Annotated in this window: 32 protein-coding genes and 1 pseudogene; 11 read left to right on the top strand and 22 right to left on the bottom strand. The window is 68.9% G+C overall.

Annotated features, from left to right (window positions below):
• Positions 1–37: 37 nt before the first annotated feature.
• From EAS64_RS47465 to EAS64_RS15680, 6 genes and pseudogenes are all read right to left on the bottom strand, one after another.
• Positions 38–253 (bottom strand): annotated as a pseudogene (locus EAS64_RS47465) (DPP IV N-terminal domain-containing protein); the annotation flags it as partial.
• A 192-nt stretch (positions 254–445) separates the two neighbouring features.
• Positions 446–1261, bottom strand: a complete 816-nt coding sequence (locus tag EAS64_RS15700) for a transglutaminase-like domain-containing protein (RefSeq protein WP_222849346.1) — start codon at positions 1259–1261, stop codon at positions 446–448.
• 85 nt (positions 1262–1346) lie between these two features.
• Complete coding sequence (locus EAS64_RS15695; protein WP_145853755.1) at positions 1347–2801, bottom strand: glycoside hydrolase family 130 protein; 1455 nt, start codon at positions 2799–2801, stop codon at positions 1347–1349.
• A gap of 17 nt (positions 2802–2818) precedes the next feature.
• Positions 2819–3835 carry a glycosyltransferase gene (locus EAS64_RS15690; protein WP_145853754.1) on the bottom strand — a complete coding sequence of 339 codons (1017 nt, stop codon included), beginning with the start codon at positions 3833–3835 and terminating at the stop codon, positions 2819–2821.
• The gene (locus EAS64_RS15685) at positions 3832–4977 is read right to left on the bottom strand and encodes a glycosyltransferase (RefSeq protein WP_222849345.1); all 1146 of its coding nucleotides are present in this window, start codon (positions 4975–4977) and stop codon (positions 3832–3834) included. Before EAS64_RS15685 ends, EAS64_RS15690 begins: the two co-directional genes overlap by 4 nt.
• 22 nt (positions 4978–4999) lie before the next feature.
• Positions 5000–5716, bottom strand: a complete 717-nt coding sequence (locus tag EAS64_RS15680) for an alpha/beta fold hydrolase (protein ID WP_187365949.1) — start codon at positions 5714–5716, stop codon at positions 5000–5002.
• Positions 5717–5915: 199 nt separating this feature from the next.
• Between EAS64_RS15680 and EAS64_RS15675 the strand changes: the two genes are divergently transcribed.
• From EAS64_RS15675 to EAS64_RS15665, 3 genes are all read left to right on the top strand, one after another.
• Positions 5916–6134: a hypothetical protein gene (locus tag EAS64_RS15675; RefSeq protein ID WP_145853751.1), complete on the top strand. Its 219-nt coding sequence runs from the start codon at positions 5916–5918 to the stop codon at positions 6132–6134.
• A 94-nt stretch (positions 6135–6228) separates the two neighbouring features.
• Positions 6229–6924, top strand: a complete 696-nt coding sequence (locus tag EAS64_RS15670) for a TetR/AcrR family transcriptional regulator C-terminal domain-containing protein (protein WP_222849344.1) — start codon at positions 6229–6231, stop codon at positions 6922–6924.
• A 54-nt stretch (positions 6925–6978) separates the two neighbouring features.
• Positions 6979–7254: a hypothetical protein gene (locus tag EAS64_RS15665; protein ID WP_145853750.1), complete on the top strand. Its 276-nt coding sequence runs from the start codon at positions 6979–6981 to the stop codon at positions 7252–7254.
• 151 nt (positions 7255–7405) lie between these two features.
• On the opposite strand, the gene ftsH is transcribed toward EAS64_RS15665, so the two are convergent.
• Both ftsH and EAS64_RS15655 read right to left on the bottom strand, forming a co-directional pair.
• Positions 7406–9250, bottom strand: a complete 1845-nt coding sequence (gene ftsH / locus EAS64_RS15660) for an ATP-dependent zinc metalloprotease FtsH (protein ID WP_246115706.1) — start codon at positions 9248–9250, stop codon at positions 7406–7408.
• 155 nt (positions 9251–9405) lie between these two features.
• Positions 9406–9729, bottom strand: a complete 324-nt coding sequence (locus EAS64_RS15655; protein WP_222849343.1) for a UBP-type zinc finger domain-containing protein — start codon at positions 9727–9729, stop codon at positions 9406–9408.
• Between the two features lie 418 nt (positions 9730–10147).
• Between EAS64_RS15655 and EAS64_RS15650 the strand changes: the two genes are divergently transcribed.
• Positions 10148–11251 (top strand): fatty acid desaturase family protein, encoded by a 1104-nt coding sequence (locus tag EAS64_RS15650; protein WP_222849342.1) that lies wholly within the window; start codon positions 10148–10150, stop codon positions 11249–11251.
• Positions 11252–11261: 10 nt separating this feature from the next.
• On the opposite strand, the gene EAS64_RS15645 is transcribed toward EAS64_RS15650, so the two are convergent.
• Both EAS64_RS15645 and EAS64_RS15640 read right to left on the bottom strand, forming a co-directional pair.
• Positions 11262–11588: a GlsB/YeaQ/YmgE family stress response membrane protein gene (locus EAS64_RS15645; RefSeq protein WP_145853747.1), complete on the bottom strand. Its 327-nt coding sequence runs from the start codon at positions 11586–11588 to the stop codon at positions 11262–11264.
• A 177-nt stretch (positions 11589–11765) separates the two neighbouring features.
• Positions 11766–12524, bottom strand: a complete 759-nt coding sequence (locus EAS64_RS15640; RefSeq protein WP_145851078.1) for a transposase family protein — start codon at positions 12522–12524, stop codon at positions 11766–11768.
• A gap of 861 nt (positions 12525–13385) precedes the next feature.
• On the opposite strand from EAS64_RS15640, the gene EAS64_RS15635 reads away from it, so the two are divergent.
• From EAS64_RS15635 to EAS64_RS15615, 5 genes are all read left to right on the top strand, one after another.
• Positions 13386–13802, top strand: a complete 417-nt coding sequence (locus EAS64_RS15635; protein WP_222849341.1) for a hypothetical protein — start codon at positions 13386–13388, stop codon at positions 13800–13802.
• A 19-nt stretch (positions 13803–13821) separates the two neighbouring features.
• Positions 13822–13995 (top strand): CsbD family protein, encoded by a 174-nt coding sequence (locus EAS64_RS15630; protein ID WP_145853746.1) that lies wholly within the window; start codon positions 13822–13824, stop codon positions 13993–13995.
• A gap of 437 nt (positions 13996–14432) precedes the next feature.
• A complete protein-coding gene (locus EAS64_RS15625) occupies positions 14433–14843 on the top strand; it encodes an STAS domain-containing protein (RefSeq protein WP_145853745.1) in 411 nt (136 codons plus the stop codon).
• A gap of 204 nt (positions 14844–15047) precedes the next feature.
• A complete protein-coding gene (locus EAS64_RS15620; RefSeq protein ID WP_145853744.1) occupies positions 15048–15806 on the top strand; it encodes a GAF and ANTAR domain-containing protein in 759 nt (252 codons plus the stop codon).
• Positions 15807–15881: 75 nt separating this feature from the next.
• Positions 15882–16631, top strand: coding sequence for a GAF and ANTAR domain-containing protein (locus tag EAS64_RS15615; protein ID WP_145853743.1), 750 nt, complete (start codon positions 15882–15884; stop codon positions 16629–16631).
• 92 nt (positions 16632–16723) lie between these two features.
• Here EAS64_RS15615 and EAS64_RS47460 read toward each other — a convergent pair whose 3' ends face one another.
• Positions 16724–16846 (bottom strand): sigma factor-like helix-turn-helix DNA-binding protein, encoded by a 123-nt coding sequence (locus EAS64_RS47460; RefSeq protein ID WP_369333562.1) that lies wholly within the window; start codon positions 16844–16846, stop codon positions 16724–16726.
• Positions 16847–17359: 513 nt separating this feature from the next.
• Between EAS64_RS47460 and EAS64_RS15605 the strand changes: the two genes are divergently transcribed.
• Positions 17360–18772 carry a DEAD/DEAH box helicase gene (locus tag EAS64_RS15605; protein ID WP_145853742.1) on the top strand — a complete coding sequence of 471 codons (1413 nt, stop codon included), beginning with the start codon at positions 17360–17362 and terminating at the stop codon, positions 18770–18772.
• Positions 18773–18777: 5 nt separating this feature from the next.
• On the opposite strand, the gene EAS64_RS15600 is transcribed toward EAS64_RS15605, so the two are convergent.
• The 4 genes from EAS64_RS15600 to EAS64_RS48065 all read right to left on the bottom strand — a co-directional run bounded on the left by EAS64_RS15600 (position 18778) and on the right by EAS64_RS48065 (position 20409).
• Complete coding sequence (locus EAS64_RS15600) at positions 18778–19023, bottom strand: hypothetical protein (RefSeq protein WP_222849340.1); 246 nt, start codon at positions 19021–19023, stop codon at positions 18778–18780.
• A gap of 43 nt (positions 19024–19066) precedes the next feature.
• Positions 19067–19456 carry a DUF3040 domain-containing protein gene (locus EAS64_RS15595; RefSeq protein ID WP_145853740.1) on the bottom strand — a complete coding sequence of 130 codons (390 nt, stop codon included), beginning with the start codon at positions 19454–19456 and terminating at the stop codon, positions 19067–19069.
• Positions 19456–19788, bottom strand: coding sequence for a WhiB family transcriptional regulator (locus EAS64_RS15590; protein ID WP_187366034.1), 333 nt, complete (start codon positions 19786–19788; stop codon positions 19456–19458). Before EAS64_RS15590 ends, EAS64_RS15595 begins: the two co-directional genes overlap by 1 nt.
• Before the next feature lie 426 nt (positions 19789–20214).
• A complete protein-coding gene (locus tag EAS64_RS48065; RefSeq protein WP_500691519.1) occupies positions 20215–20409 on the bottom strand; it encodes a hypothetical protein in 195 nt (64 codons plus the stop codon).
• A gap of 99 nt (positions 20410–20508) precedes the next feature.
• Here EAS64_RS48065 and EAS64_RS15585 point away from each other — a divergent pair, with 99 nt between their 5' ends.
• Positions 20509–20706, top strand: coding sequence for a hypothetical protein (locus EAS64_RS15585; protein ID WP_145853739.1), 198 nt, complete (start codon positions 20509–20511; stop codon positions 20704–20706).
• Between the two features lie 2 nt (positions 20707–20708).
• Here EAS64_RS15585 and EAS64_RS15580 read toward each other — a convergent pair whose 3' ends face one another.
• From EAS64_RS15580 to EAS64_RS15555, 7 genes are all read right to left on the bottom strand, one after another.
• The gene (locus EAS64_RS15580) at positions 20709–21641 is read right to left on the bottom strand and encodes a LysR family transcriptional regulator (protein WP_145853738.1); all 933 of its coding nucleotides are present in this window, start codon (positions 21639–21641) and stop codon (positions 20709–20711) included.
• Between the two features lie 342 nt (positions 21642–21983).
• Positions 21984–22367: a hypothetical protein gene (locus tag EAS64_RS47955; protein WP_439333602.1), complete on the bottom strand. Its 384-nt coding sequence runs from the start codon at positions 22365–22367 to the stop codon at positions 21984–21986.
• On the bottom strand, positions 22364–23473 hold the full coding sequence (locus EAS64_RS15575; protein ID WP_439333601.1) for an HAD-IC family P-type ATPase: 1110 nt from the start codon (positions 23471–23473) through the stop codon (positions 22364–22366). Before EAS64_RS15575 ends, EAS64_RS47955 begins: the two co-directional genes overlap by 4 nt.
• Positions 23470–23664 carry a hypothetical protein gene (locus EAS64_RS15570; RefSeq protein ID WP_145853737.1) on the bottom strand — a complete coding sequence of 65 codons (195 nt, stop codon included), beginning with the start codon at positions 23662–23664 and terminating at the stop codon, positions 23470–23472. The genes EAS64_RS15575 and EAS64_RS15570 overlap by 4 nt, the downstream gene beginning before the upstream one ends.
• Positions 23665–23675: 11 nt before the next feature.
• Complete coding sequence (locus tag EAS64_RS15565; protein WP_145853736.1) at positions 23676–23765, bottom strand: potassium-transporting ATPase subunit F; 90 nt, start codon at positions 23763–23765, stop codon at positions 23676–23678.
• An 85-nt stretch (positions 23766–23850) separates the two neighbouring features.
• Positions 23851–24666 carry an aminotransferase class III-fold pyridoxal phosphate-dependent enzyme gene (locus tag EAS64_RS15560; RefSeq protein ID WP_145853735.1) on the bottom strand — a complete coding sequence of 272 codons (816 nt, stop codon included), beginning with the start codon at positions 24664–24666 and terminating at the stop codon, positions 23851–23853.
• On the bottom strand, positions 24663–25262 hold the full coding sequence (locus EAS64_RS15555; protein ID WP_145853734.1) for an aminotransferase class III-fold pyridoxal phosphate-dependent enzyme: 600 nt from the start codon (positions 25260–25262) through the stop codon (positions 24663–24665). Before EAS64_RS15555 ends, EAS64_RS15560 begins: the two co-directional genes overlap by 4 nt.
• Between the last annotated feature and the right edge of the window lie 493 nt (positions 25263–25755).

Genomic DNA, 25755 nt, shown 5'->3' with positions numbered 1-25755 from the left:
GCGAGCTCGACCCAGGCGTCATCGCTTCGGTGTGCAGAACCGTTGTCCGTCCCGTGACGGAGTCGGCCGCGAGCACCAAGACGGTCCGCTGGTCCCGGCTCTGCACGCTGAGCAGCGGACCCTGGGAATCCCACTCCGCGGCCGTCAGGTACTCATATGCGCCGCGGTCCCAGGCGACCTCGGTCCTGCTCCCGTCAAGCCGCAGCACCTGCAGGGTGACGTCCGCGTTGGCGGTCCCCGCAGCCGGGTACCTGACCGCGCGCGGCGGCCGCTCCGGGTCAACGGAGCGTGAAGCGCCTGGTGCTGGCCAGTTGCCTGGGGAAGTCGTCGATCACCACCCCAGCACTGTGCCACGCGGTCCCGCCGCCTGACGACGGGTTAAACGCCGCAAGGAACACGACACGGCACACAGCACCCAGCCAGGCAGCCCGGCCAAGACCGCCCCTCAGCCGATGGTCATCTGCCGGGTCACGTCGTCGGCAGGCAAGTCCCCGTCGAGCACCGCCATGACCTCGGTGCCGACCAGCGTCGCGGCACCGCGGTAGGTGGACAGGAACGCGGTGTCGGCGGCGTCGCGGCCCGTGGCTATCCGCACCAGGGTGGCGCGCGGCGCGAGCAGGGTCGCGTCCACGACGCGCCAGCAGCCGTCCACGAGCGCCTCCGCCACAGCGTGGAAATCCATCGGCTCCAGCCCGGGCGCATACACGGCGACGACCCGGGCCGGGACGTCCAGCGCCCGCAGCAGCGCGACAACGAGGTGGGCGTAGTCGCGGCACACTCCCTGCCGGCGTAGCAGCGTGTGCACCGCGCCGTCGGTCGGCCCGCTGCTGCCGGGCACGTACCTGAGCCGCGTGCCGACCCAGGACGACACCGCCGCGAGCAGGTCCGGCGCCCCGCTGATGCCGGCGAACTCGGCATGGGCCAACGCGACCAGCTGGTCAGACTCGGCGTACCTGCTCGGCCGGAGGTAGGTCAGCCAATCGGCCTCATTCACCTCCGGCGGCCCGGCTCGGCCCTCAATGGCGGCCCGGTACTCGACGAGCACCCGGCCGGGCCGCACCGTCAGCACGTGCGCGCGCCCCTCGCCTGGAACAGCCACCTCCGCGGGTGCCAGGAACTCCCCGTCACGGGAGACCGTCAGGCTTTCCCGCCGCGAGGCGCCAGGCATGTCCCCCACCGCGACCTGGAGAACCATCTCAAGCGGCTCGTGCACCTCGATCTCAAGACGCGCGCTGACGTGACGGCGGCCGAACTCCTGCACGCACACCATTATGAAGGAGCCAACGGCCAGCCACACCGGGTCGACCCCAGCAGGACGTGCGCCTGACTGGTCAGGATGTCCAGCTTCATCCGGTCAGCTCGGCGAGCAGCTGCGCGAGGTCGACGGTCGCGATCCGCACGGAGGAATCACTGCACCCGTAGGGCAGCACGACCGTCCCCCTGTGGAGCAGTGAGCCGCATGAGTAGACGACGTTCGGGACATATCCGTCGCGCTCGGACTCGTCGGCCACGAGGAGCGGCTCCGGCAGCGCGGCTAGCATGCGCTCGGGCTCGTCTAGGTCGAGCAGGATGGCGCCGATCGCGTACTCCCTCATGGGGCCGACGCCGTGGGTGAAGACCAGCCAGCCCGCCGGAGTCTCGATGGGCGAGCCGCAGTTGCCGAGCTGAATCAGGTCCCACGGGCGCTCGGGTGCTTGGATGGTGGCGGCCGAGCCCCAGCGATGGCGGTCTGCTGAGTAGGCGATCGCGTTGCTCTCCCGGTCCCAGCGAGACAGCGCGGCATAGCGGCCGCCGATGCGGCGGGGAAACAGCGCCATGCCCTTGTTCTGGGTGGCGGGGCCCGCGAGCGGGGAGACGGTAAAGGTCCGGAAGTCCGTGGTTTCCAGCAGGTGCGATGCGACGCCACTGCCGTCGAACGCGGTGTACGTCGCGTAGTAGGTCAGGTCTTCGCCATCGGTGAAGAGCACGAACCGCGCGTCTTCCATGCCTTGGCGCTCGGCAGGTCCCCCCGGCCACAGAACCCGCTCGGAGAGTGCGTGCTCATCATCGAACTCGACCCGGTAGCAGGACGCGGCCGCCGATCGCGCTACATCGACCAGTGCCGTGGAGTCTCCGCGGGTGGCCTGCTGCCGGGAAAGCTCACTGATGGCTGCATCGAGCTCAGTCATGGCGAAGCGGCGCGGCAGCAGGCTGCACAGCAACTGCGCGTCCTCACCGACATGGCCGAGCTCGGCGAGCCTCTCCTGAAGGACGCCACGATCGCAGGTCCCCGGGCGGCTGTGCCCGGTGCCGGGGAATGGTCCTGGCGCATCGATGCTGATCGTGGACTCGCCGCTGATCGCGCCGGTCCTGAACTCGATGCTTGACAGGTGGCCTTCGCCGACCGCGCGCAGGCTCATGACGAAGCGGAGCTCCCCCGGGCCACAGCCTGCCTGGTCGGGATGCGGCACGATCGACGGGTTGAACAGCGCCGCGGCCTCTAGCGCGTACTGCTGGGTGAAGTACGCGCCGATAAGGCGCCGCCGGGAGGCGCTCACGGTGATCTCGCCGCCGAGCCGGTGCTCGACTAGCCCGAAGTGGGATTCCAGGGTGCTGTCCAGGTCGCGAAGCCGTCCCGCGAACCTGTCCCTCGTGCAGGCGAGCGTGCGGTCTGCCTCAGCTTCGGTCATCGCCAGGACGCGGTCGATGACCGACTTGGCCCGGGAGTCGCCCCTGATCAGGGTTTCCTGCCCGGGCACGAAAAGCCGGCTCACCGTCCGCGAGGCGTCAGGCAGCAGCCGGTGCAGCGTCCTGCTCAGCATCGGACGATCGTCTCCCGTCACCGCCGTACCGCGCTGACGCGGCAGCCCTGCTGGAGCACGGAGATCATCGCCAACGTCGACTCCGCTCCCTGGTTGCGGTTACGGCCCGCTGGACCGAGGCCATCGTGGCCGCCGCCGGTCTGCGCGTCGAGCAGGGGAATCTGGGCGTCGTTATCGCCGAGGAACCACGCCACGCACATGCCGACGCCGTTCAGCCAGCTAGAGTCGCCGGTCACCGCCGCCGCGCGCACGCACGCGTCGGCAAGCGCGGCCACCTCGATCGGCTGCTGGTCGAAGCCAGGACGGCGCTCGCCCTGACCCCAGCCTCCCGCGGGCACCACCGACAGGTGCCCGTTCCTTGTCTCGCCTGCCAGCAGCCATTCCAGCATGCGCAGGCCGTCGCGGAGAACCGGGTCACTGTCAAGCCGCCAGCCGGCCACGATGACCGCCTCGGCGATCGCCGCGTTCGCGTAACTGAGCCGCGGTGCCGGCCAGGGCCAGGCGGCGCTGGCGGACGGCTTGCCGATCACACTAACGGCGGCGTCGAGGAGGCCGAGCGCGGCCGGGTGGTCAGGCAGGATGTCGAGCACCTCCGCGGCGCCGAGCGCCGCGAACGCCATGGCGTGCGGCCACTCGGAGCGGAACTTCGCACCGGAGCCGAACCGGGCGAGCGACTCCTCCCGCATCGCCGCGGCGGGGCTCCGGGCGGCGGCGGTGCCAAGTCCCCACAGCGCGCGGCCCCAGCAGTCCTGGGTTCCCGGGTCGTCACGCCAACGGCGGTCATAGCCAAGGCGGTTACGGAACCTGCCTTCTTGCGCCTGCGCCTGCGCGAGGAAGTACAGGTAGCGCCGCCCCAGCGTGATTAGCTCATGGCGCGGCGACGGCTGCCGGCACACCACCACCAGGCCGCGCGCAACGTCATCGACGCAGTAGCCGTGCTCGGGCAGTGGCGTGGTGCCGTCGGCGTGCTCAAGCAAGCCGATGTGATCGCTGAGTCGGAGCAGGTGCTCGAACGGCGGAGCCGGGCAGTTCACGCCACGACTCCGCCGCGGGAACGGGCGACCGTGGCGACGAGATTCCGGTAGCGGCGTGCGACCGCCGGCCACAGCAGCTGCGGCGCGAGATCCCCCGCGTGGCGGCTCATTCGCGCGGACAGTCCCGGCTCGGTGAGGACCCGGTGCAGCGCGCCGGCGATGCCCGCCGGGTCCTGCCGCTCGACCAGGAGTCCCGCGCCGCCGCCGAGCACTTCGATGGCGTGCGGGAAACTGGTGGAGATCACTGGCTTTCCCGCGGTGATCGCCTCGATCAGGACGCCGGATGTCACCTGCTCCAGCGAGTCGTAGGGCAAGACCACGACGTCCGCGCCGGCGATCAGTTCGCCCAGAACGCCTGCGGGCAGGAAACGGCCATCGAAGCGCACGAGATGCGCTAGTCCGTGACTCTTCGCCCGCGCCAGGAGCGAACCCCGGTAGGCCTCGCCGTCGCGTGCCTGGACGCGGGGGTGCGTCTGGCCGGCGACCGTATAGGCGACGTTCAGCCCTCGGTCCCGAAGCAGCGCGATCGCGTCAATTGCATGCTCAATGCCCTTACCCGGCCCAAGCAGTCCCCAGGTCAGGACCACAGGCGGCTGGCCTGCCTGGCGTAGTGTCGCGGGGACCCGGTAGTCCGCGGCGCCATGCGGTATCACCACGACCTTCGCCGGGTCCGTTCCGTAAATGTCAAGCAACCGCGTCCGCGCCGTCCGCGTCATCGTGACGACCTTGCTGGCGGAGGCGATGACGTCATCGAGGATCGCGCGCTGCCGCGCGGTGGGCCGCGCCAGGACGGTGTGCAGGACCACGATGCTCGGCACGCGCAACGCGTTAAGCAGCGGAACGAGGTCCTGTCCGTCTGGCCCGCCGTAAATGCCGTACTCATGCTGCACGATCACGGCATCGAAGCCGTTGATCACGTCGACAGCGACAGCGGCGCTCCGGGCCGAGCCGTTGACGAGGTCATGCACGATCTCAGGCGCGGCTCGCGGCACCGATCCCGGCAGCACCTCCTCATCGAGGACGCGCACCACGCACGCATGATCACCGAGCCCGCGAAGGTGGGTGAGCAAGGCGGCGCTGAAGGTGGCAAGCCCGCACTGGGTAGGCGGGTACGTGCTCAGTAGCGCGTATGCCTTGGGCACAATCGTCCTCCCCTGTCCGGCCTTAGCGCCCGGACCACTTGATTTCGGCCTGGACAGTCTTGGCAGCGGTTCCGATGACGTGTGCGACCTCGTCCGGATGGGAGACCATCGCCAGGTGGCCTGCCGGTACCTCGAAGGTGGTCGCGCTCATGCGAGCGGCGAACTGGCGCTCGGCGTCGGGCGGGATCGCCTGGTCGTCGGTGGCGACGAGGTACCAGCACGGGCGCGAACGCCAGGCCGGGACGCCCATCACGTCTTGCAGGGCGCTGGCTGCCAGTGGCTGCTGCACGGCGTGCATGACCCGCGCCTTGACCGGGTCGGTACCGGCGGCGAAGTGCTCGACGAAGTCGCCGGCCGGCAGCCAGGCGAAGCCGTGGGCGTCGATGTCCAGGTGTGCGAGCGCCGGGGTCGGCGGGCCAGTTGACAGGAGCGCCCCGATCGACTCGCCCTCGTCAAGCCCGAAGGCCGCGATGTAGGCCAGGCCGGCGACGTTCGGTGCGTTGGTGCCGAGGGCGGTCATGATCTGCCCGCCGTAGGAGTGCCCGGCGACGATGACCGGGCCATCCTGGCGTTCCAGCACCTGGCGGAGCCTGGCGACGTCAGCTGCCAGCGAGGACTCGGGAAACTGCGGGGCCGTGACGGTGTAGCCGCCGGCCTGAAGGCGCTCGATCACGGCGCTCCAGCACGAGCCGTCGGCCCAGGCGCCGTGCACCAGGACGATGTTCGGTTGAACGGTCACGTCAGTGATCCTCTCGGTTCGGTGATGATTGGCCGATCCAGCCGCCTACACCGTAGAACTACAGTACATACGCTGATCGGCATGCTGTCAACATTGTAGATCTACGCTGAATCACATTGTCGCTGCCGGTCACCTGCAGGTCGGCTAGCGTTTGCCGCGTGCTTGGCAGCCGGGGCGGCGCAGGTCTAGGGTCGTGGGCATGGCCGAGCTCGTGCTGCGCGTCCGCCTCATCGGAGGTGAGCGCCTGGATGTCACCTACGACACCGGAGACGGGCTGGACGAGACCGTGGACCGCGTCATCGCAGCCCTCGCCGAGGACAACGGCGTACTGCGCTGCCGGCATGGCGACCGGCTCGTAGTGCTCTACGGCCGGGGCATCGCCACCCTCGAGGTGGCTCCACGCGGGGCCGTGCTGTGACGCCTCAACCGCAGATTGGCTTCATGTCCACGTTGTAGACCTACACTGGATTCATGTGTAGCTTGAACCAGGCCGCGGGAGAGCGGGTGTCATCGTGATCACCCGGCCGCCGACCGTCAGGGACGCCGGGGGCGGCGGCGGCAAGATCAACCGAGAGCTGGTGCTGTCCACCGCGCTTGAGCTCATCGATCGCGACGGGGTCGGCGCCCTGTCCATGCGCCGCCTCGCGGCGGCGCTTGACCGGGATCCGATGATTCTCTACCGGCACGCCCCCAGCAAGGCGGCGCTGCTCGACGGCGTTGTGGAGACCGTGCTCGCCCAGCTCCGCGTCGACGCAGCCGACCCCGACTGGGCCGCCCAGCTGCGCGCTGTCGCCCGCGACTACCGCGCCCTGGCGCTAGCGCACCCCAATGTGGTCCCGCTGCTCGTCACCCGGCCGCTGGCCACCCCGCTCGCGCTCCGCCCCCGCGGCACCCTGCGCCCGCTCGAGGACATTCTCGCCTTGCTCACGCGCGCCGGGTTCAGCGGGCCTGACGCGCTGCACGTCTACCGGGCCTTCATCGGGTTCCTGAACGGCCACCTGCTCAACGAACTGCAGGAACTCGTGGACAACGCGGACGAGACCGACGACCTGCTGCGGCTGGGCCTGCACCGGCTGCCGATCGGCGAATTCCCGCTGCTCCGCAGCCTCGCTCACGCCCTGGCCGCCTACGACGGCGCCGCCGAACTCGAACGCGGCCTCGACATACTGCTGACCGGCCTGGCCACGACACTGTCTCGGCCAGCATGATCGCGGCCGGAGGATGGCCACCTGCGTCACCATGCCAGCACACCGGGGAGGATCATGCAAATACCAGATGACCGGCTCAGCGCACAGCTCGGCCAAGAGTCCAGGACCAGCCCGCTTCGCTGCGCGGAGATCTTCCGGACCGAGCGCGGCTGGGAACGCTGCCACCTCGACCAACATAACCCCGGTATCCGCCATCACGTGCGGGACCGGTCGTGGCTGTCCTCGGGGAACACGCCCCGGCTCCGCCTCGGCCGGCTCTGCGGACCGGCCTGCACCTGGCCGGATCTGGTCATTCCGTACCGTAAGGGGACAGGCCAGGTAAAGACGTAAGCTGTTCGGCCGATGGTCACCAGGCGGCCACCTGGTGCGCATCCGCCGGCGAGGCAGCCACGTCTGGCGGCGCAGCGAGGGTAGACAGGTGAAACAACAACCCGTTCGGAAGAAAGATCAAGAATTCCTTTCCGAACGGGAGGCGGCGATGCTATTCGCTTTCGTGCCAGTTCATGGTCAGGGCAAGCGGCACCCCGGCCGGTTCGTTGACGGCGGCCCTGGGCGCCCCGACGATGGCGGCCAGGTCCGCGCCGTCGATCGTCTCGCGCTCAAGCAGCAGGCCGATGACCCGGTCGAGGGTGTCACGATTCCCGCGCAGAAGGGTGGCAGCCGTGTCCTCGGCCTGGCGGAGCAGCCTGGACACCTCCTGGTCGATGGAACGCTGCGTCTGCTCGGCATACGGACGGCCGGCGAAGGGATTGTCGCGGCTGGGTCCCTCCGGCCCGTAGCTGACCGGTCCGACCTCCGCGGAGAATCCCCACTCCCGCACCATGTGCGTCGCGAGCTCGGTCGCGCCCGCGAGGTCGCTCGCCGAGCCGGTCGACGGCTCCGCCAGGACGACGATCTCCGCCGCCCGGCCGCCGAGGCGCACGGCGAGCGAGGCGGTCAGGTGGCTCTCGGGGTACAGGTGACGCTCGAACGCGGGCAGCTGCTCGGTCACGCCGAGAGCGGCGCCGCGAGAAAGGATGGTGACCTTCGCGACGGGATCGGCATGCGGCGAGAGCGCCGCCACCAGCGCGTGCCCGGCCTCGTGGACGGCCACGGCGTGCTTCTCCTCTGGCAGCAGCGCGTTCGACGCGTCCCGGCGACCGATCAGGAGCCGGTCTCTGGCGGCCTCGAAGTCGGCCGCGGTGAGCACGCCGCGATCAGCGCGCACCGCGTTGATCGCGGCCTCGTTCACGAGGTTGGCTAGGTCGGCACCGGAGAATCCGGGCGTGCCCCGCGCTGCGACGCCGAGGTCCACGTCGGGCGCGAGCGTCTTGCCGCGCGCATGGATAGCCAGGATCGCGGCACGTTCCACGTAGCTGGGCAGCGGGATCTCGACCGTCCGGTCGAAGCGCCCGGGCCGCAGCAGCGCTGCGTCGAGGATCTCAGCCCGGTTGGTCGCGGCCATGACGACCACCCTGGCGCCCGGCTCGAAACCGTCCATTTCCGACAGCAGCTGGTTGAGCGTCTGCTCGCGCTCGTCGTTCGAGCCGAACCCGCCGGGACCACGCCGCCCGCCGATGGCGTCGATCTCGTCGATGAAGATGATCGACGGGGCCCGCTTCCTGGCGTCAGCGAACAGGTCCCTGACTCTTGAGGCGCCGACGCCGACGAACATCTCGACGAAGCTCGAGCCGCTCAGCGAGAAGAACGGCACGCTGGCCTCCCCGGCGACAGCCCTGGCCAGCAGGGTCTTGCCGGTCCCCGGCGGCCCCACCATCAGCACGCCCTTCGGGCCGACCGCGCCGGCCCGGTCGTACCGGGCCGGGTGCTTCAGGAAGTCCACCACCTCCATGACCTCGGCCTTGGAACCCTCATAGCCGGCGATGTCCGCGAAGCGCGTGCCAGGCCTGTCCTCGTCGTAGACCCTGGCCTTCGACTTCCCGAAGGCCAGGATCCCGCCGACCCGCCCGGTGAGCTGCCCGCCGCCGCGGCGGCGGAACCACACGAAAAGCCCGACGAAGATGAGAATCGGCAAAGCCCAGACAACGATGAATCCGAGCACCGAGTTCGTGCTCGGGACCGTTCCCGTCACCTGAACCTTGTGCCCGAGCAGGAGGGCGGGCAGAGCGCTGTCGTTCAGCGCGGTCGGTATCTGGGAGGTGTAGGCGCTGCCGTCGTGGAGCTTCCCGCTCACCGCCCCCGCCGCGGTGATCGACGCCGTCGAGACCTTGCCCCCGGTCACGTCGCCGACGAAGCTGGTATAGCTCAGCGCCCGCGTCGGTGTCCCGCCGGCGACCGGCCGGTAGGCCAGAAGCGCGATGAACGCGATCAGGATCCCGGCCGGCACCAGCCATCTCCACCGAGGAGGCGGCGAAGACGGGGCCGGAGTGCGGCTGGGAGCCGGTGCGGGCGGCCGCGGGACGGATTTCTTGGACGGACCTTTCTGCGGGCCCGGGCGAGACGGGGTCGCGCGATGCCAAGTGCTCACGAATGGGATTCCCCTCAGACGAGACGCTGGTGGACATAGCACCATCGCCGCGCCGATCCAGGCGCGAACCTGGCCGCGACCGGATGGTCGGTTTCCTCGTAGTGCGCCCTGGCGTGCCGGTTCGGCGAGTCATCGGAACAGGCCACCCAGCCGCAGGTCAGGCAGACCACAAGGCCAGCCGGGCCACCGGGGCGGCTCCGGCAGTCCGGGCAGTCAGCCGACTGAGGCTTGACCGGCGCGAGGCCGTCGAGGTGCGCACAGCGCGGTGCCGTCCCGTTCGGGCTTACGGCCGGCACATCCAGGGTCATGCTCTGGCCGGGAATCATGGCAACCTCCATTCGACGACCGGAAGCCGGGTTCGGTCCTGTCGATCATTTACTAAGCCAACCCCGGGTAACGCCCAGGCGGAAACAGGCAATGCGAGCACGGCCCATCACCACATGTGATCACCCGCTGGTCGCTGACCAGACGGCGGCATGTCAGAAGCCTCTTGATTATCCTCGGAATTATTCTCCTCATCATTGGCTTCATCGCCGCGATCCCCATTCTCTGGACGGCCGGCGGCACTACTTCTAAACACAGGAAAGGGGACATGCCTTTGCTGCTATTCAAGTACCAAATGCGGGCCCACCGAACTGCGGTATCGTGACAAGCATGCGGTCCGTGCCGGATAGGCACGGCTGCGGGCTCGTTGCTCCAGACCCTGGTGACGTAAGCCCCGAGCGGTTTGCTCGGAAGACGCCCAGGAGGACAAGAGTGACGACGAGAACAGCACCCGGCCTTCCCGCCCGGCAGTCCGACCGTGCCTCATTCGCACACGGGTCGGATGTGGCCATCGATCCTTCGACGGCTGGCTATCGCGCACTGGCGCTGCAGGTGCGGGCGATGGGCCTGCTCGACCGCAGACCGGGCTATTACCGGCTGAAGATCGCCCTGACGATCTTCGTCTTCTTCGCCGGATGGGCCCTGTTTGTCATGGCCGGCGACTCGTGGACGGCCATCGCCGTCGCTCCGTTGATGGGGATGATGTTCACCCAGCTGGGCTTCATCGGCCATGATGCGGGGCACAACCAGGTTTTGCGCACCCGCCGACGCAACCGCCTGCTGGGGTTCGCCGTGGGGAACGTGCTCACCGGGCTGAGCTTTGGCTGGTGGGTCCCCAAGCACAACGCTCACCACGCGCATCCCAACGAGCTGGGCCGTGACCCCGATATCGGCGAGGGACCCGCCGCGCCCTCACCTGACGCGCCGGGAAAGGGGCCAGGCCCTCTCGCATCGTGGCTGGCACGCTGGCAGGCACCGCTCTTCTTCCCCCTCATGCTGCTGCGAAGCAGCGGCATGCACGTGCTCGGGATCCAGCGGCTCGCGCGGCGGCGTGACCGCGCCGCGGCGGTGGAAGCCTCACTCATCGTGCTGCATGCCGCGCTGTACCTGACGGTGGTGCTGTGGGTGCTCTCCCCGCTCAAGGCGCTCGCATTCGTCGCCCTGCAGCAGGGGGTCTTCTCGGTGTACCTCGGCATCAGCTTCGCGCCCAACCACAAGGGGATGCCGGTCATCGAATCAGGAACGGCGGCCGGCTTCGCCCGCCGCCAGGTGGTCACTGCCCGGAACATCAGGGGCGGCCCGCTCACCACCTTCATGCTCGGCGGCCTTAACTACCAGATCGAGCATCACCTGTTCCCGTCGATGCCGCGGCCCAATCTGCGACGCGTCCAGGGCCTGGTCAGGGAGTTCTGCGCAGCGGCCGGCCTCGGCTACAGCGAAGAAAGCTTCGTCGAGTCATTCCGCCAGATCACCCGTCACCTGAGCGACGCCGGGCGGCGGCCAGCTGCCGCACTGACTGATCCGCCGCCCGGCTGAATCGGCTCGGTCAGCGGTTCGCCCAACTGGTCCGGCGACGACTGGTCCGGCGACGACTGGTCCCGCGACCGCCGCTGGACCTGCTCGCGCTGAATAGGTGGAAGATCAGCAGCAGGATTGCCGCGCCGACGATGGCGGTGATCCAGGTGGAAAGGTTGAAGAACCCGTGCAGGGTGTGGACGTGGAATATTTCCGTGGCGGCCCAGCCGCCGCCCAGCGCCCCGGCCACCCCGATCAGGCAGGTGACGATGAGGCCTTGCGTTCTCCGCCCGGGGACCAGCAGATTGGCTAGCAGGCCCGCTACGAGGCCGAGAACGATCCATGCGATGATGCCCATAACCGACTCCTCAGTCAGTTCGAATTTGAACATACTGGGTAGCCGGTCCCTGTGCGACGCGTCGCGGCGGGAGAAAGAAAATCCCGCGGGCTCTTGCCCTTTAGTGGGCCGCAGCGCCTGTCGGCGCCGACCCGAATAAGAAAACTCCGGTCCTGCACTGAGCCCATTCCAACCTGGTTAGGCGCCGTGGAGTTGCAATGCGTGGATGGCCTTGGCGAGTTTCCCGGCGCGCCAGGGGCAGCAGCGGAGCTTCGCGAGGATCTTCCATACCTTGAGCTGGGCGTTCGCTCGTTCGCCGGGGGCGCGGAGCCTGGCGTGGGCCCGGTTGGCTTCTTTCTGGGATTCCGGTTTGTTCCGGCCCTTGTACGGGACCTTTGCCCAGGTGGAGCCCTGATATCCCTTGTCCGCGAGGGTGACCAGCCCGGCTTTCTCTAGCTCGTTCAGCACGCCCCATATCCACTCGGCCTTCTTGTCGTGGACCGAGCCGGGCAGCGCACCGGAGACCCACAGGACCTCGCCGTCAGGACTGGCGATGACCTGCAGGTTCATGCCGTGCTTTTTGTGCTTGCCGGAGTAGAACGGCTTGTCCGCGGCGACCCGGTCTATCGGGATGAGGGTTCCGTCGAGGATGACGTAGGCGTGACCTGCCCTTTTGGCGTCCCGGACCGCTTTCCTCAGTTTCGGGGCGCGGGCCGCGAGCAGTTCCACGGTCTCGTTGACGTACCGCCAGGCCGTGGTCCTGCCGACCCCGAACCCGGCCGCGAGGTGCTCGAACGTCTCGCCTTTGCGCAGGTGAGCGAGCACGAGCAGGGCCTGCTGCCCAGGGCTGAGCTTCCGCCACCGCGACCCGACGGCCTTCAGGTGCCGGCGGATCAGCCCGGCCGCGTAGTTCAGGGTCCGGGACGACAACGGCAGCGCGGCACGGTAGAACAGCATGTGAAGCCCCTGGGGGTGATGAGTCGTTCTTGGTCGATTGCCTCATCTACCAGGGGCTTCGCCGTGTCCGCCGGCGAACCGTGACCCTGTGGCCACAGTGCCGTCGCCGCGAGACGACAACGTTATCATCACTCAAAGTGATTCATTGTTTACAAGCAAGTTGGAATGGGCTCACTGCCCTCTATTTTCCGAGGTGCAGCTGCCAGATATCCGGAGCTATACCTTTATCCTACATCGCTACGGCCCTAATGTCCAACTGCGTCGGCATCGTCGATTCCAGCCGACACAATGAGTCGCACAAACACCCCATCGATGGCCTGCCCGCAGCAGGCCTACACCGAGAGATCATTTGCTTGGCGGGCAGCCCTGCCGCGAACGGCGCGTCGCGCGCCGGTCATCAGCAGGAGCGCGGCCAGGCCGATCACCCCGACTTCGATACCGCTGAGGAACAGCGTGCCGGTGGAACCTGCCGCGTGGGATGATCATGACGCAATCCCCGTCGAGGAAGCTGGCAGCGGGAGCGCGGGCATCAGGCTTGGTGTGCGTTCACCCCTGAGTCAACCGCACCTGTGCTCCGGAGGAAACAGCCGATCGGAAAAGGGCCCATCGCCGTAGCCGATTACCCTTTCAAAACCCGGCTCAGGAGTGGCCTCTTCACACGTGAGCCGGGTGACGCGTAGAATAAGAGTGTTGCTCCGGACCCCGGCAGCTGTCCCGCGCGATATCCGCGAGGGACAGCGATAGGGCCCGGAGTTTTTGCGTTCACCGGCAGTGTCGTCAGCACGTCACGCTCAAGCACGGTGAGAACTCCGGGAATCTTTCCGCCACAGATACCTCTAACGCAGCTTCCCGGAGTTCGTCATGATCATAATTATCGGGCTCGTTGTCCTGGTCGCGGCGGTGGTCGTCGGCGTGGCAGGCGTCCTGTCCAACGACGGCGGCGGCCATGCGCTCACCCATCCGTTCGCGGTGTTCGGCTATCACGTGACCGGCTCCACCGGCCAGTTGTTCCTCTACGGCATCGTGGTCGGGGTGATCGCCCTGGCCAGGCTGAGCCTGCTGCTTGCCGCTGCCCGGCGCACTTCCCGGCGCGGCCACGAAGCCCGGCGCGGCCTGCGGCAGTCCCGCCGCGAGACCGCAGCCGTCAGCCGCGACCGCGATGACCTGCTCGACCAGCGCGGCGCCGACCGCGCCGCCGCCGCAGGCATGAACGTCCACACCCCCGGAAGCGGCCCGGCAAACGACATCCCAGGCAGCACGTCAGCCCCCGCAGGATAACCAGCAAAGGCAGGAAACGATGAGCATCACCAGCAAGATCGCGCACACGGCAGAAACCGCCAAGGGCGGCGCCAAGAGGATGTTCGGCCGCCTCACCGGCAGCCGGCGCCTGCGGACCGAAGGCCGGGCCGACCAGGCCAAGGGCGACATCAAGCAGGCCGGGGCCAAGATCAAGGATGCCTCCGGGCACTGACCGCCCGGGGCGGGACCGGGCGGAGATGCGGCCCGTGACGCCGCAGATGGGTAACGGACGCGGGCCCTGCAGGGGCGGGCCTGCTGTACGACGCCCGGCGCGGTGTCTACGACGCGAAGCCTGCCCTTCGCGGCTGGCTGCACCTGCTCTGCTTCTGGACGTCGCTGGCGGGCGCCCCGCTGCTAGTTGCCCGCGCGCATGGCGGGACGCCTCGCCCTGCCTGCCACTGTTCGGCTACCACGAGGTCTTCCACGTTTGCATCTGCGCCGCCGCGGCCTGCCAGTTCGCCGCGATCGTCCGGTTCGTCGGCTGAGCCGGCACAACCGATCGCCGCGGATCGACTACGTACTTCTCTGAGCGTAGTGTCCAAGGGAGAAGCTAGCTGGTCTAGCCGCCGGGCCGGGACCCCGCCTTGCTGCGATGCAGGAAGGTACCCCATGTTCCGCACAAACCTCAGTTCCGGTCCATCAGAAGGCCACGTCGTCTTCTCGCTGCACGGGGAGCTTGACCTGGTAGACGCCGCAGCCGTGGCTGCTGCCCTAGGGGCCCTCGCGGCGCGCGACCTGTGGATCACCGTGGACCTATCGGGTCTGGAGTTCATCGACGCGGCCGGCGTAGCCGCACTGTCACGTGCCCGCAGGCAGGCCCGCAACGCCGGAGGCGGCCTGGTACTAGCCGCGCCGCAGCCGCAGGTACAGCTGGTGCTCTCGCTCATCTGGGAAGCTGACAGCTCCGGCGTCCAGGCCAGCATGGCGGCGGCAGCCGCCGGCGCGGGAAGCCCTCCCCGCACAGGGGCGCACCGATCCGGCGTCAGCCTGCTAGGGTCCGCGGGCAGAGCGTCGCCGTGAACGCACCGCTCCGAAGGGTGCCGAGGCCGGTCCCCGCCTGGCACTGGGCACGAGGCATCCCTCATGCTGAGCGTTGAGCTGCGGTCCCGGGCAGGCGGCGGATACGTTGTCGGTGTGCTGCGCCGGGAGCTGGACAGTGTGGACGCCCGGGGAGCCGCCGGCGGAGCGGGACCGCCGTGATATGCGAGCGCTGTGGGTGCGAGGATGCCTGATGGCAGGCCTGCCGCAGCGTGGGGGCTGGTCGCCGGGAACGCCGCCGCGGCCGGCCGCCGTGTGTCGGTCGCCGACGTGTGCGTGGTCGCCGTCCGGTCAGCAGAGGTGAGCGGCGCCTGGGTGGCTGCGGCGGGCGGCCGGGGACCGGATTTCGTAGTCTGCGTGACGGACCCGCTGTCCGAGCAGCTCGCCGAGCTGCAGCTCACGCTGGGCGAGGGACCGTGCCATGATGTGCTGGCGTCCGCGGCGCCGGTGTTGGCGGCGGACCTGGGCAGCGACCAGTCCAGTCGGCGCTGGCCGGGATTCGCGGCACAGGCGGGCCTGCTGGGTGCCGGGGCGGTCTTCGCGTTCCCGCTGACGATCGGGGCGATCCGGGCCGGGGTGATGGGCCTGTACCGCGGCGCTCCAGGCCCGCTGCCGACGGAGCGCTTCGGGGACAGCCTCGTTCTGGCGGATCTGGCGACCACGCTGCTGCTCGACGGGGCCGCCCGCGGCGGGGACGGCGACGCCGCCGCGGCCGCCGGGCCGGTCCTGGACGGGCAGTCCCCCGACCTGGTGCTGCACCGGGCCGAGATCGACCAGGCGACCGGCATGCTCACCGTGCAGCTCGGCGTCCCGATGGCGGAGGCATTCGCCCGCCTCCGGGCCTACGCTTATGCACACGACCGTCGGCTGGCCGACGTCGCCAGCGACATCGTCGGCCGGCGCCTGCGGCTGCACGCCGACTCGGGCCGGGACGGCCCGCCGTGATGCGCCCGGCCCCACGCTGGGCCGACGGCCCGGGCGCGCCGTCGTCCTCCCTACAACCGGAAAGAGGTGGCCGAGATGGACACTGAGCTGCTGTCGGACACCTTCGTCGACCTTGCCGACACGATGGTCGCCGAATTCGACGTGATCGACTTCCTGCACATGCTCACCGACCGCAGCGTCCAGCTGCTATCCGTGTCCGCGGCCGGGGTGCTCCTCGCCGACCCCCGCGGCCAGCTGCGGGTCGCCGCGGCCTCCAGCGAGGCGGCCGAGCTGATCGAGCTGTTCCAGATCCAGGACGACCAGGGCCCCTGCCTGGACTGCTACCGCACCGGCCAGCCGGTCACCGCCGCCGACCTGGCCGACACCGGCCAGCGGTGGCCCCGGTTCGCGGCCGCCGCGACCCAGGCCGGCTTCGGCGCTGTCCATGCCCTGCCGATGCGGCTGCGGGATCAGGTCATCGGCGCCCTGAACCTCTTCAGCGCCGGCACCGGCCCGCTCGGCCAGGCCGAACTGCGCATCGGGCAGGCATTGGCCGACGTGGCCACGATCGGCCTGCTGCAAGAACAGAACGTGCGCCGCGCCGAGACCCTGGCCGAGCAGCTCCAGGCCGCGCTGAACAGCCGGGTCGTCATCGAGCAGGCCAAGGGCAGGCTCGCCGAGCGGCTCGGCCTGGACATGGACCAGTCCTTCGCGCTGCTGCGCGACTACGCAAGGAACACCAACCAGCGCCTCACCGACGTCGCCCGCCACATCATCGACAGCCCCACCGCGAACTTCCCGTCCCCCGCCCCCAGACCACCGCGCCACCAGAACACACCGGGATGAGCCGCTTACGAAGGCTGCCCACACCAGAGGCCGCCGACAGCCATCCATCCGCGTCTACTCCGCCACCTTCCGGTGTCGGGGTGGGCGCAGTGTCAGGATGCCTGCTTCTCCAGGTCGAGCAGGCGCGAGCGGAGGTGGCCGAGCGCACGGGCACGCAGTCGGGAGACGTGCATCTGGGAGATGCCAAGCCGCCGGCCGATCTCGATCTGCGGCAGACCGCCGTAAAAGTCCAGCGAAGCCGAGCAGCGCCCGCTCGTCCTGCCCAGCCATGTCCCTGGTCAGCATCCAACCAGGCGACGCGGGGAAAACCGGTACGAGATCCCCGGCAGGTATTTCTCGGCAAGAAACTACAGTCATCCCAGCCTCGGCTCGCAGAAACCCAGTTAAGGTCCGCCGAGGTCTAGAGCAGGCAGATGCGTCATCATGCACTCGCGAGCACGGTGACGTGCGCTATCAATTACCGCTGACACGAGATTAGGCCACTGGAACAGCCCGCGGCAACGCTGGGTGCATGAGCGACATAGCCCGCCTGCCACTGAGGATAGGCGGGAATACTGTGGCTGCCGGGAGCCTTACATTTGCTAGCGGTTGATAGCAGCCGCTCACGCGGGCAAGAAGCCCCGCACGGTCGCTTTGTGTGAGCTATCTAGTATCGGATCAGGCAGTTGTCGTCGTCTGGCGCCTGAGATGCGTGACGCGGCCCCCGGTCTTACTAATGGAGTTCACGCATGCCATACGGCCCACGGCCCACGCTCGCCCAGCGCCAGCCGCAACGGCGTCGCCAAGAACCGCGGCGCGAACCGGGCTCCGCGCTCGAGGCGGCCCTTACCGCGGCCGCCGCTACCCCTGCACCGCCCGCAGCCAGCTTCGCTGAGCTCGGCGTGCACCCCCGCCTGGTCACGGCGATGGCCGCCCGTGGCATCCTGGCGCCGTTCGCCATCCAGTGCCGGGCCATACCTGACGCCCTGACTGGCCGTGACATCCTCGGCCGGGCCCAGACCGGATCCGGCAAAACCCTGGCCTTCGGCCTCCCGCTGCTGACCAGGCTGGCAGGCAGCACTCAGCCACGCAAGCAGAAGGCGCTCCGCGCCCTCGTCCTAGTGCCCACCCGCGAACTCGCCCAGCAGGTCGCCGACGTACTGACGCCGCTGGGCCAAGCGGTCGGCGTGAGCATCGCCACGGTCTACGGCGGCATGCCGATCGGCCGGCAGACTGACCAGGTGCGCCGCGCCGACGTCGTAGTGGCGACTCCTGGCCGGCTCACCGACCTGATCGAGCGGCACGCCTGCACGCTCGCACACATAGAGATCACCGTGCTCGACGAAGCCGACCACATGGCCGACCTCGGCTTCCTGCCCGCAGTCACCCGCCTCCTCGATCAGACTCCGGCCGACGGCCAGCGGATGTTCTTCTCGGCGACACTGGACCGCGGCGTCGGACGGCTGGTAGCCAAGTACGTCACCAGCCCCGCGCTGCACGCGGTGCCGGAGACCGCCGAGTCCACGCCGGCCGAGCACAGCATCCTTGTCCTCCGCGCGGAGGACAAGGTGCCGGTCGCGGCGGAGATCGCCAGCCGCCCCGGCCGGACGCTGTTCTTCGTCCGGACCAAACACGGCGCGGACCGACTCGCGAAACAACTGTCCCGGGCGGGGGTGGATGCCGCAGCCATCCACGGCAACCGCAGCCAGAACCAGCGCCAGCGCGCACTCGACGCGTTCGCAGCCGGGTATCCCCGGGTGCTCGTGGCCACCGACGTCGCCGCCCGCGGCATCCACGTCGACGACGTGGACCTGGTCGTGCAGTTCGACCTGCCAGAGGATCACAAGGACTACCTGCACCGCTCCGGCCGCACGGCCCGTGCGGGCGCCTCCGGCCAGGTCGTCGCGCTGGCCGAGCGCGGGCAACTCCGCGACCTGCAGCGGATGCACGTAGCAGCCGGAATCACCGCTGCCCGCCACGATGCCGCCCCCGGGCACTCCACGATCCGCGAGTTCGCAATCTCGGGCACCCCGATCCCGCCTGCCCCCGCTCGTATGCCGCGGTCCACTGCAGCGCAGGCCGTCAGGCGAGGCACCAACGCGCCTCCGGGCAGGACACCCAGTCCCCGCCGGCAGCCCCGCCGCCCGGTCCGGCGCGGCTAAACGTCTCAGCCGGTAAGCGGCACGAGCTTCCCGCAGACGTGATCCTGCTCGCTCACCCGCTTTCTTGCACCGAGGACGAGGGCGCCACGGGACACGACTACGCCCATGATGAAGGTGCCGAACGAGGGCGGGTCGGTGGCAGTGTCCACGTAGACGGCCTCTAGCTCCCCGATCTTGTGGCGCTGGGCGTCGACAACGTCTTGGCCTCGCCATTTCCGAATGTTCGCTGCCTCGAACATGCCAGTCTCCATCCCGCGGCCTGAACTGTCATTCCAGCACCGCGTCCATCTTTGTTCAGTGCACGTAGAACCGGCTCTGGCTTGGGTTGGCGGGCTTTTCTTGCTGGGTCGCGCAGGCGAGCTGGCGCCCCGTAGGGACCGACCGCGCGTGTGCCGCGATGGGGGTAACGGCGCCCGGGGCGCATACCTGAGGACGGGGCAGCATAAGGCTGATTGTGAGCAACACCCCCGTGGCCAGGGCCAGCCCGACGACGGTCACCACTCCCGGCCACATCCGCCGCTGCCACCGCCACGACCAGGCCGTGACCTGCTCAGTTGCGGGCATTGCCTCGTGGCCGGCCAGCCTGGTAAAGATGGCGAACAGCGCTCCGAGACTAGGATGATCGTCCGCTAGCGTTTGCTCGATCTGGCTAAGTGCGCGCCGCTGGCTCGCCGGCAAGCCCATCACGCTGTCCTGCCGGGCGGAACCGGCTCCCCCGCGGCGTGCCCGCACGTCGCGTTTTCCCCGGTTACCGCCGCGCTTGCCGGTTCGCGGGACTTGGCGCTGGCAAGGTGGCGGGATGGTCGTCTCCGTGCTGCGCGACGCTCATCCGGGGTGGTTCCGCCCCAGATGCCCTCCGGCATGGCTTCAAGGGCGTAGGACAGGCAGTTCTTGCGGACAGCGCAAGGAGCGCAGACCGCCTTCGCCGCTTCAGCCTGCCGCGCTGCCAGGCCTGTGACCGCCGCGATGGGAAAGAACAACTCGGGATCCGCCTGCAGGCAGGCGCCGCTCGACATCCAGGTCAGGGAGCGCGGCCCGGACGTTACAGGCAGCACTGCAAGCCGCCTGCCTGCCCGCGCAGGCGCCAGCGCCGACCGGGAGGGCCACCGCGCACCGGCACATGACTTGGGCCGTAACTGAATGCCTGCAACACTTCGGACATATCCGCGCCTCCGGCAGTACGCCTACATTGGCCACCGGGGTCTGGAGCAGTACGACAGTGCGATCAAAAGGCCGGCCCACACAACTGGGCGATCAGCGATTGCCTTTTCAGGATAAGCGAAACGTCCGGGCTGTAGTAAACGACCTAAGAGTTCCCGCGTCGACCGCGAGCCTCATCGACAAACCGCACTATGTGCCGTTGACCAGCCCTGATCGGACCCACGCAGCCCAGCCCGGTGCAGGGTAATCAGCTCCGGTGATGAGCCCTTCCCCCTGAACGGCTATTTCCCGCCGGGCACGGGCACGCTTGACACTCGTTCGGAAGGACCTGCCGTCCGTGGACGTCGATCACCCCGGCGTGCGCGCCCGACGTACCCGACGACCGGGTGGACCAGGGACCGGTGCGGGCTGTTGAGAGTATCCAATCGCATGCCGGGGTTCCGGTCGTCCCACCGGGCGCGGAAGGCGGCGCCGATTTGGCGCGTGATCGACGCGTCCTGGGTGATCTCCAGGCGTGATTAGTTTTGCCCGGATTGCTTATTTCTATCTGCCCGCGAATGGCCCTTACTAGGAATATGCGTATCGGACCTGTGCTACTTCTCGTCTGGCTGATCATCGGCGCCATCGCCGGCAGCCAGCGCCATTACTACGACAGTTCAACCGCGAACTGCGCCAAAGCGGGCACGATCACCGTGACGGTTCTCGCGGGCCCGCTCAATTACGTGGGCGTGAACCCGAAGATCTCATGCAAGACGCCGCAGCCTAGCAGTTGACCTTAAGGCACGACCGCCCGGCTCTGTGTCGGCTGGCTGGCGGGGGTGAGCCAGCCGAGGCGTTTTGACATGGCCTGGGCGCAGGCGACGACGGCGCGGACGTGGCCGGAGTCGTCGGCGGCGCGCCACAGGACCGACCACGGGTAGTCGGAGGCCGGCTCGGTCAGGGGCCGCCAGATGGTCCCGGGGAGCGCGGCGATGCAGGAGGACGGCACGCAGTACAGGCAGCGTCCGGCGGCGACGAGGGCGGCGGCCGCCCGGATGCTCTCCACGGTCCCCTGGTACACGGTGGGGGTGAAGCCGGCCGCCCGGCACATCTCGACGGTGAACTGGTTGAATTCCGGTGCCATCACCTCCTCGGCGAGCAGGAGCGGTTCCCTGGCGAGCTCGGCGACCGATACGCCGTCTAGTTCGGCGAACGGGTGATCGGTCGGCACCAGGACGCCGAGCGGATCGTGGCGGAACAGCAGCGACGCGATCTGCGCGGGGGCGAGCGCGGCGCGGCCGACGCCCACGTCCAGGCGGCCGTCGGTGAGCCGCTGGTACTGCTCGGGCACGCTGGCCTCGATCTGGTGTATCACCAGGCCGGGGTAGCGGGCCTGCACCTCGTGCAGGATCTGCGGCATCGAGTCGTAGCTGGAATCGACGATGCCGACGCGGAGCGGCGCGGCGGCGGCTGCCGTGTTCCTGGCCGCTTCCGCGGCCCGGCCCGCGTGCGCCAGGATCTGCCGTGCCTCAACCAGGAACACCACCCCGGCAGCGGTCAGCGCCACATGGTGGGTGCTGCGTTCCAGCAGGCGGACGCCCAGCTCGCGCTCCAGCCGCTGCACCTGCTGGCTCAGCGCGGACTGCACGATGTGCTCCCGCTCGGCCGCCCGGCCGAAGTGCAGTTCCTCCGCCAGCGTCACGAAGTAGCGCAGTTGCCGTAGCTCCATGCCCGCCACCAGTTCCGCATCCAGCCCAACCCCGACTTCACCGCAACTGCCCACTGGGCCGAGCGGAACGCTGCCACCGCAGCCGACAGCGATTAATCCGCTCGAACGCCCACCCAGCGGGCACAGAAAACCCCTGCTACTACCTTACTTCCCCGCTCGAGGTCTCGGAATGGGCGACCGGCTTGCGTCTCTCACAGGCAACGGTCAGGCGCAAGTCCCGCTAATTTTGCGCGGGACCTGCTGCCAAGTCTTCCTGCTACGGGACATTCGCCAGCCGCCTGGCAGCCCGCGTTGAGATCCCTGCGGGCCACGCCGCCTCGCGGGCTTCGAGCATCAGGTCCTTTACGGAGCGGTGACGTGGATCTGCCGCATCTGAGCGGCGAAATAGACCAGGTATCGGGCCTTGCGCCAGCCACCCGTCGTAATGCCACGCAATGCGGGCAGCATGCGCCAGCGCAGCGCCGAGTCGGCCAGGTAGCCGCTGACCTCGCCCATGCCGGCACCGGGAGCGATGGCCTGGGCGTCGCCGAAGGCGTCGTCGCCGGGCCGGCTCTCGATCACCTGGTAGCCGCGGGCCGTGACCCACGCACGAACCGAGTCCGCGGCGCCCTTGCGGATGCTGCGGCCAGGGTGCCCGTCGCCGTCCGGGGGCAGGTCGATGCCGCTCATCCTGGTCTGCGCGGTGAACCGGACCAGGCCGACCACGGTCAGGTCCTTGGTGATCACCGGGAGCGCTCCTGCGCGAAGTCCACGATGGAGCGGCCCTCGGGCGTCTCGTCGGCGACCGATGACAGCAGGGCCGCCTCGGCGACCTCTCGTTCCGTGACCCCGCGGAGCGGGATGAGCTCTGCGGCCATCCGGTTGCCGTAGGTGATCGTGCCCGTCTTGTCCAGCAGCAGGGTCGAGCAGTCGCCCGCGGCCTCGACCGCCCTTCCGGACATGGCCAGGACGTTGCGCTGCACCATGCGGTCCATGCCGGCGATGCCGATCGCGGACAGCAGCCCGCCGATCGTGGTCGGGGCCAGGCAGACGAACAGCGCGACAAGCACCGCCGTGGACTGGATGGCCTTGTCGTAGACCGCCATCGGCTGCAGCGTGACCACCGTGACGAGCAGGATCAGCGTCATGCCCGCGATGAGGATGTCGAGGGCGATCTCGTTCGGCGTCTTCTGCCGGGACGCGCCCTCGACCAGGGCGATCATCCGGTCGAGGAACGTCTCGCCCGGGCTGGACGTAATCTGCACCGTGATCTGGTCGGACAGCACGATCGTGCCGCCGGTCACCGCGAAGCGGTCGCCGCCCGACTCGCGCATCACCGGGGCGGACTCGCCAGTGATCGCGGACTCGTCGACGACGGCGATCCCCTCGATGACGTCGCCGTCGCCCGGGATGACCTGGTCCGCGCTGACTACGCAGCGGTCGCCGACCTTGAGCTGAGTGGAGGGGATCTCCTCGGTCGTGCCGTTGGTTCTGAGCCGGCAGGCGACGGTGTCCTTGCGGGCCTTGCGAAGGGTGTCCGCCTGGGCCTTGCCGCGGCCTTCGGCCACCGCCTCGGCGAAGTTGGCGAACAGCACGGTCGCCCATAGCCACAGGGCCACCAGGCCGACGAACAGGTCTGGGCGGGCGAAGAAGTCGACGGTGGTGATCACCGAGCCGATCTCGACCACGAACATGACGGGGATGCGGATCATCACCCGGGGGTCGAGCTTCGCGAAGGCCGCGACGGCGGCGCGGCGGAGGATCGCGGGCTCGAACAGGGCCGCGGCGCTTCGGATGCGGACCTTCGGGGGGCGGTCCTCCTCCGGCCGTGCGGAAAGCGCCGGCGCGGTCATGGTCGCCAGCCCGTGGGGCCGGCCAGTCCGTTGCCGGGGTTGCCGCGGTGGGACATGCCAGTATCAGGTGGCTGGTCGGCGAGTTCGCCCCGGTCGGTGTCTCGTTCAAGCATCCGGTTGATGACCTGGATGAGCCCGATCACGAACGCGAAGGACGCCACCAGGATGGCGGTAAGAAGTGCATCCTCCATGGTTTCGCCCCTCAGAACCATTCCGGCTTGAACATCGCGATGCCGAGGTAGACGAAGGTGACGGCGGAGACGGCGAGGAGGATTCCCTCAACAACGGTCATTGCTACTCCAGCTCCCTGAACAGGGAAAACGTTGCAGTTAGGACGCTACGCCGGGAGCTCGGGGCCCTCGGGATGCTAACAGGCCCTAAGCGGTTTCTGCCGAACTCCAAACGGCATCCATATGCTTCGCGAGCGCGGTCACCGGACGGTCCCGCTCGGCTGACGCCTTCTTGTTCACCACGAAGGCACTTGACTCCGTGTCGCTTCCCGCCTCCCGCTTGGGCAGCTGCGTGATGAGGGCAGGCTCGAGGGCGTGCGCACTGAGCCGTTTGGGATACAGCAACCGGATGTCTTCCCGCGGGTGGTCCATGCAGAGGGCTGGGAGGAGCTCGTCGACGGGGATCAGCGCGCGTTCGAAGCCGCAGCTGAGGACCTTTCGCAGGCCGGACGCGCTGAGCAGGTAGCCGAATGTGCAGTAGCTGAAGCCCGGCCGTACGATGCCCTCGGTCACCGGGCGGTCCTCGTCGTAGCGGTACAACTCCTGCAGGCGGCTGAAAAGGTAGCCGCCCGTGTCCGCCGCGTTCCGCACCAGGAGCTCGCGCTCGATCACGTCCAGATTCGCGAGCCCCGCGGCGCACGACACCGGGTTCCCGCCGAAGGTGATGCGGTGGTCGAAGGCGGTGCCGGCGGGGCCGGTGAAGGCGTCGGCGACGTGCCTGCTCGCGATGACGGCGCCGATCGGAACGTAACCGCTCGTCAGGGCCTTCGCGGCCACGGTGATGTCCGGGACGATGCCCCAGTGCTCGGTTGCGAACATCCGGCCGGTGCGGCCGAACCCGGTGATCACCTCGTCGCAGATGAGGAGGACACCGTAGCGGTCGCAGATCTCGCGCACCATGGGCCAGTATCCCGGGTGCGGGATGTGCACGCCGGCGGCGGCGGAGATCGGCTCGCCGATCACCGCGCGCCGTGGTAGGAACCACGGCGGCTGATGAACTTGTAGCGTCCCGCCTCACCGCGGCTGCGGTGGTATTTCTTCGCCATCTTCATCGCGGTCTCCACGGCTTCCGAGCCGCCGCTGACGAAGAACACGCGCGAGGCCGGGTCAGGGGCCAGGGCGGCGACCCGGGCGGCTAGCCGCAGGGTCGCCGGGTGGACGGTGCCGTCTGGCGCGTACCCGAGCTCGCGGACCTGGGCGCCTACGGCGTCGGCGATCTCACGTCGGCCATGCCCGATGTTGCTGAGCCACATGCCGGACAGGCTGTCGAGGTAGCGGCGGCCCTTGTCGTCGTACACCCAGACCCCGTCCCCGCGAGTCACGATCTTCACCGCGCCAGGCGATGACAGGTCGCCGGCCACCCGGGCATGCGGCCAGAAATGAGCCTCGCCCAGCTCCACCAGCTCCGGGGTGACCGCTGACCCGGCCGCGGCGGTTTCCGGCGGCTCGTCTGCCTCCGCCGGCTCGGCCTGCGCCACGGTACGCTTCCGGAACTTCCAGGCGGGGCGGGGAGGCTCGTAGCCGCCGTGGCCCAGCGCTGGGTGGATGGTCGAGTGCATGATGGTGCTCCTCTTCTTATCGCGGTGTGCGGACACGGCAGACGCTTGTGAAAGTTTTCACAAGCGTGAGTGACCAGGGTCCGGTGTGACTAGATCACGGGATCGCCGTACCGTCGTCCTGGCCCTCGGCCGGCCTGTCAAATCCGTTCTAACACCGGCCACGGCCGCAGTCACGGTCGCGTGAGCTTCCCTGACGCGTTCCATGCGCTTCCCTGACAGGCGCGCGGATGCTCGCCCCCGGCGTCGTAACCAGCGGGGCTGAATTGAATTGCCAGAACGCCGCAGCCATTCGGGATCATTCACCGGGTCATCCCGAACGGATGCGTGGTTCCCGTGCCGCTCTCAGGCGCCTGTCGGCGCTCGTCGATCGCCGTCCGAGGGATCGATCGCCTGGGCCGGCCCAAACTCAGTCGCCTCCCACAGGCTTAGCACCCGCATACTCACGGGGCGCGACAGAGTGTAGGCTGATTGCGCTGCTCCGGTCCCCGGCAGC

Origin of the sequence: Trebonia kvetii (assembly GCF_007827045.1) — a bacterium.
In the GTDB taxonomy this organism is placed as follows: Bacteria; Actinomycetota; Actinomycetes; order Streptosporangiales; family Streptosporangiaceae; genus Trebonia; species Trebonia kvetii.
This window is presented reverse-complemented; position numbering and strand designations above follow the sequence as displayed.

Bases quoted from the DNA above. Each gene is read 5' to 3' on its own strand.
- EAS64_RS15695 (WP_145853755.1), bottom strand. From the start codon at position 2,801: ATGCTGAGCAGGACGCTGCACCGGCTGCTGCCTGACGCCTCGCGGACG.
- EAS64_RS15675 (WP_145853751.1), top strand. From the start codon at position 5,916: ATGGCCGAGCTCGTGCTGCGCGTCCGCCTCATCGGAGGTGAGCGCCTG.
- EAS64_RS15665 (WP_145853750.1), top strand. From the start codon at position 6,979: ATGCAAATACCAGATGACCGGCTCAGCGCACAGCTCGGCCAAGAGTCC.
- EAS64_RS15655 (WP_222849343.1), bottom strand. From the start codon at position 9,729: ATGGAGGTTGCCATGATTCCCGGCCAGAGCATGACCCTGGATGTGCCG.
- EAS64_RS15645 (WP_145853747.1), bottom strand. From the start codon at position 11,588: ATGGGCATCATCGCATGGATCGTTCTCGGCCTCGTAGCGGGCCTGCTA.
- EAS64_RS15640 (WP_145851078.1), bottom strand. From the start codon at position 12,524: ATGCTGTTCTACCGTGCCGCGCTGCCGTTGTCGTCCCGGACCCTGAAC.
- EAS64_RS15635 (WP_222849341.1), top strand. From the start codon at position 13,386: ATGATCATAATTATCGGGCTCGTTGTCCTGGTCGCGGCGGTGGTCGTC.
- EAS64_RS15630 (WP_145853746.1), top strand. From the start codon at position 13,822: ATGAGCATCACCAGCAAGATCGCGCACACGGCAGAAACCGCCAAGGGC.
- EAS64_RS15625 (WP_145853745.1), top strand. From the start codon at position 14,433: ATGTTCCGCACAAACCTCAGTTCCGGTCCATCAGAAGGCCACGTCGTC.
- EAS64_RS15620 (WP_145853744.1), top strand. From the start codon at position 15,048: ATGCCTGATGGCAGGCCTGCCGCAGCGTGGGGGCTGGTCGCCGGGAAC.
- EAS64_RS15615 (WP_145853743.1), top strand. From the start codon at position 15,882: ATGGACACTGAGCTGCTGTCGGACACCTTCGTCGACCTTGCCGACACG.
- EAS64_RS15605 (WP_145853742.1), top strand. From the start codon at position 17,360: ATGCCATACGGCCCACGGCCCACGCTCGCCCAGCGCCAGCCGCAACGG.
- EAS64_RS15600 (WP_222849340.1), bottom strand. From the start codon at position 19,023: ATGGAGACTGGCATGTTCGAGGCAGCGAACATTCGGAAATGGCGAGGC.
- EAS64_RS15595 (WP_145853740.1), bottom strand. From the start codon at position 19,456: ATGGGCTTGCCGGCGAGCCAGCGGCGCGCACTTAGCCAGATCGAGCAA.
- EAS64_RS15590 (WP_187366034.1), bottom strand. From the start codon at position 19,788: ATGTCGAGCGGCGCCTGCCTGCAGGCGGATCCCGAGTTGTTCTTTCCC.
- EAS64_RS15585 (WP_145853739.1), top strand. From the start codon at position 20,509: ATGCGTATCGGACCTGTGCTACTTCTCGTCTGGCTGATCATCGGCGCC.
- EAS64_RS15580 (WP_145853738.1), bottom strand. From the start codon at position 21,641: ATGGAGCTACGGCAACTGCGCTACTTCGTGACGCTGGCGGAGGAACTG.
- EAS64_RS15575 (WP_439333601.1), bottom strand. From the start codon at position 23,473: ATGACCGCGCCGGCGCTTTCCGCACGGCCGGAGGAGGACCGCCCCCCG.
- EAS64_RS15570 (WP_145853737.1), bottom strand. From the start codon at position 23,664: ATGGAGGATGCACTTCTTACCGCCATCCTGGTGGCGTCCTTCGCGTTC.
- EAS64_RS15565 (WP_145853736.1), bottom strand. From the start codon at position 23,765: ATGACCGTTGTTGAGGGAATCCTCCTCGCCGTCTCCGCCGTCACCTTC.
- EAS64_RS15555 (WP_145853734.1), bottom strand. From the start codon at position 25,262: ATGCACTCGACCATCCACCCAGCGCTGGGCCACGGCGGCTACGAGCCT.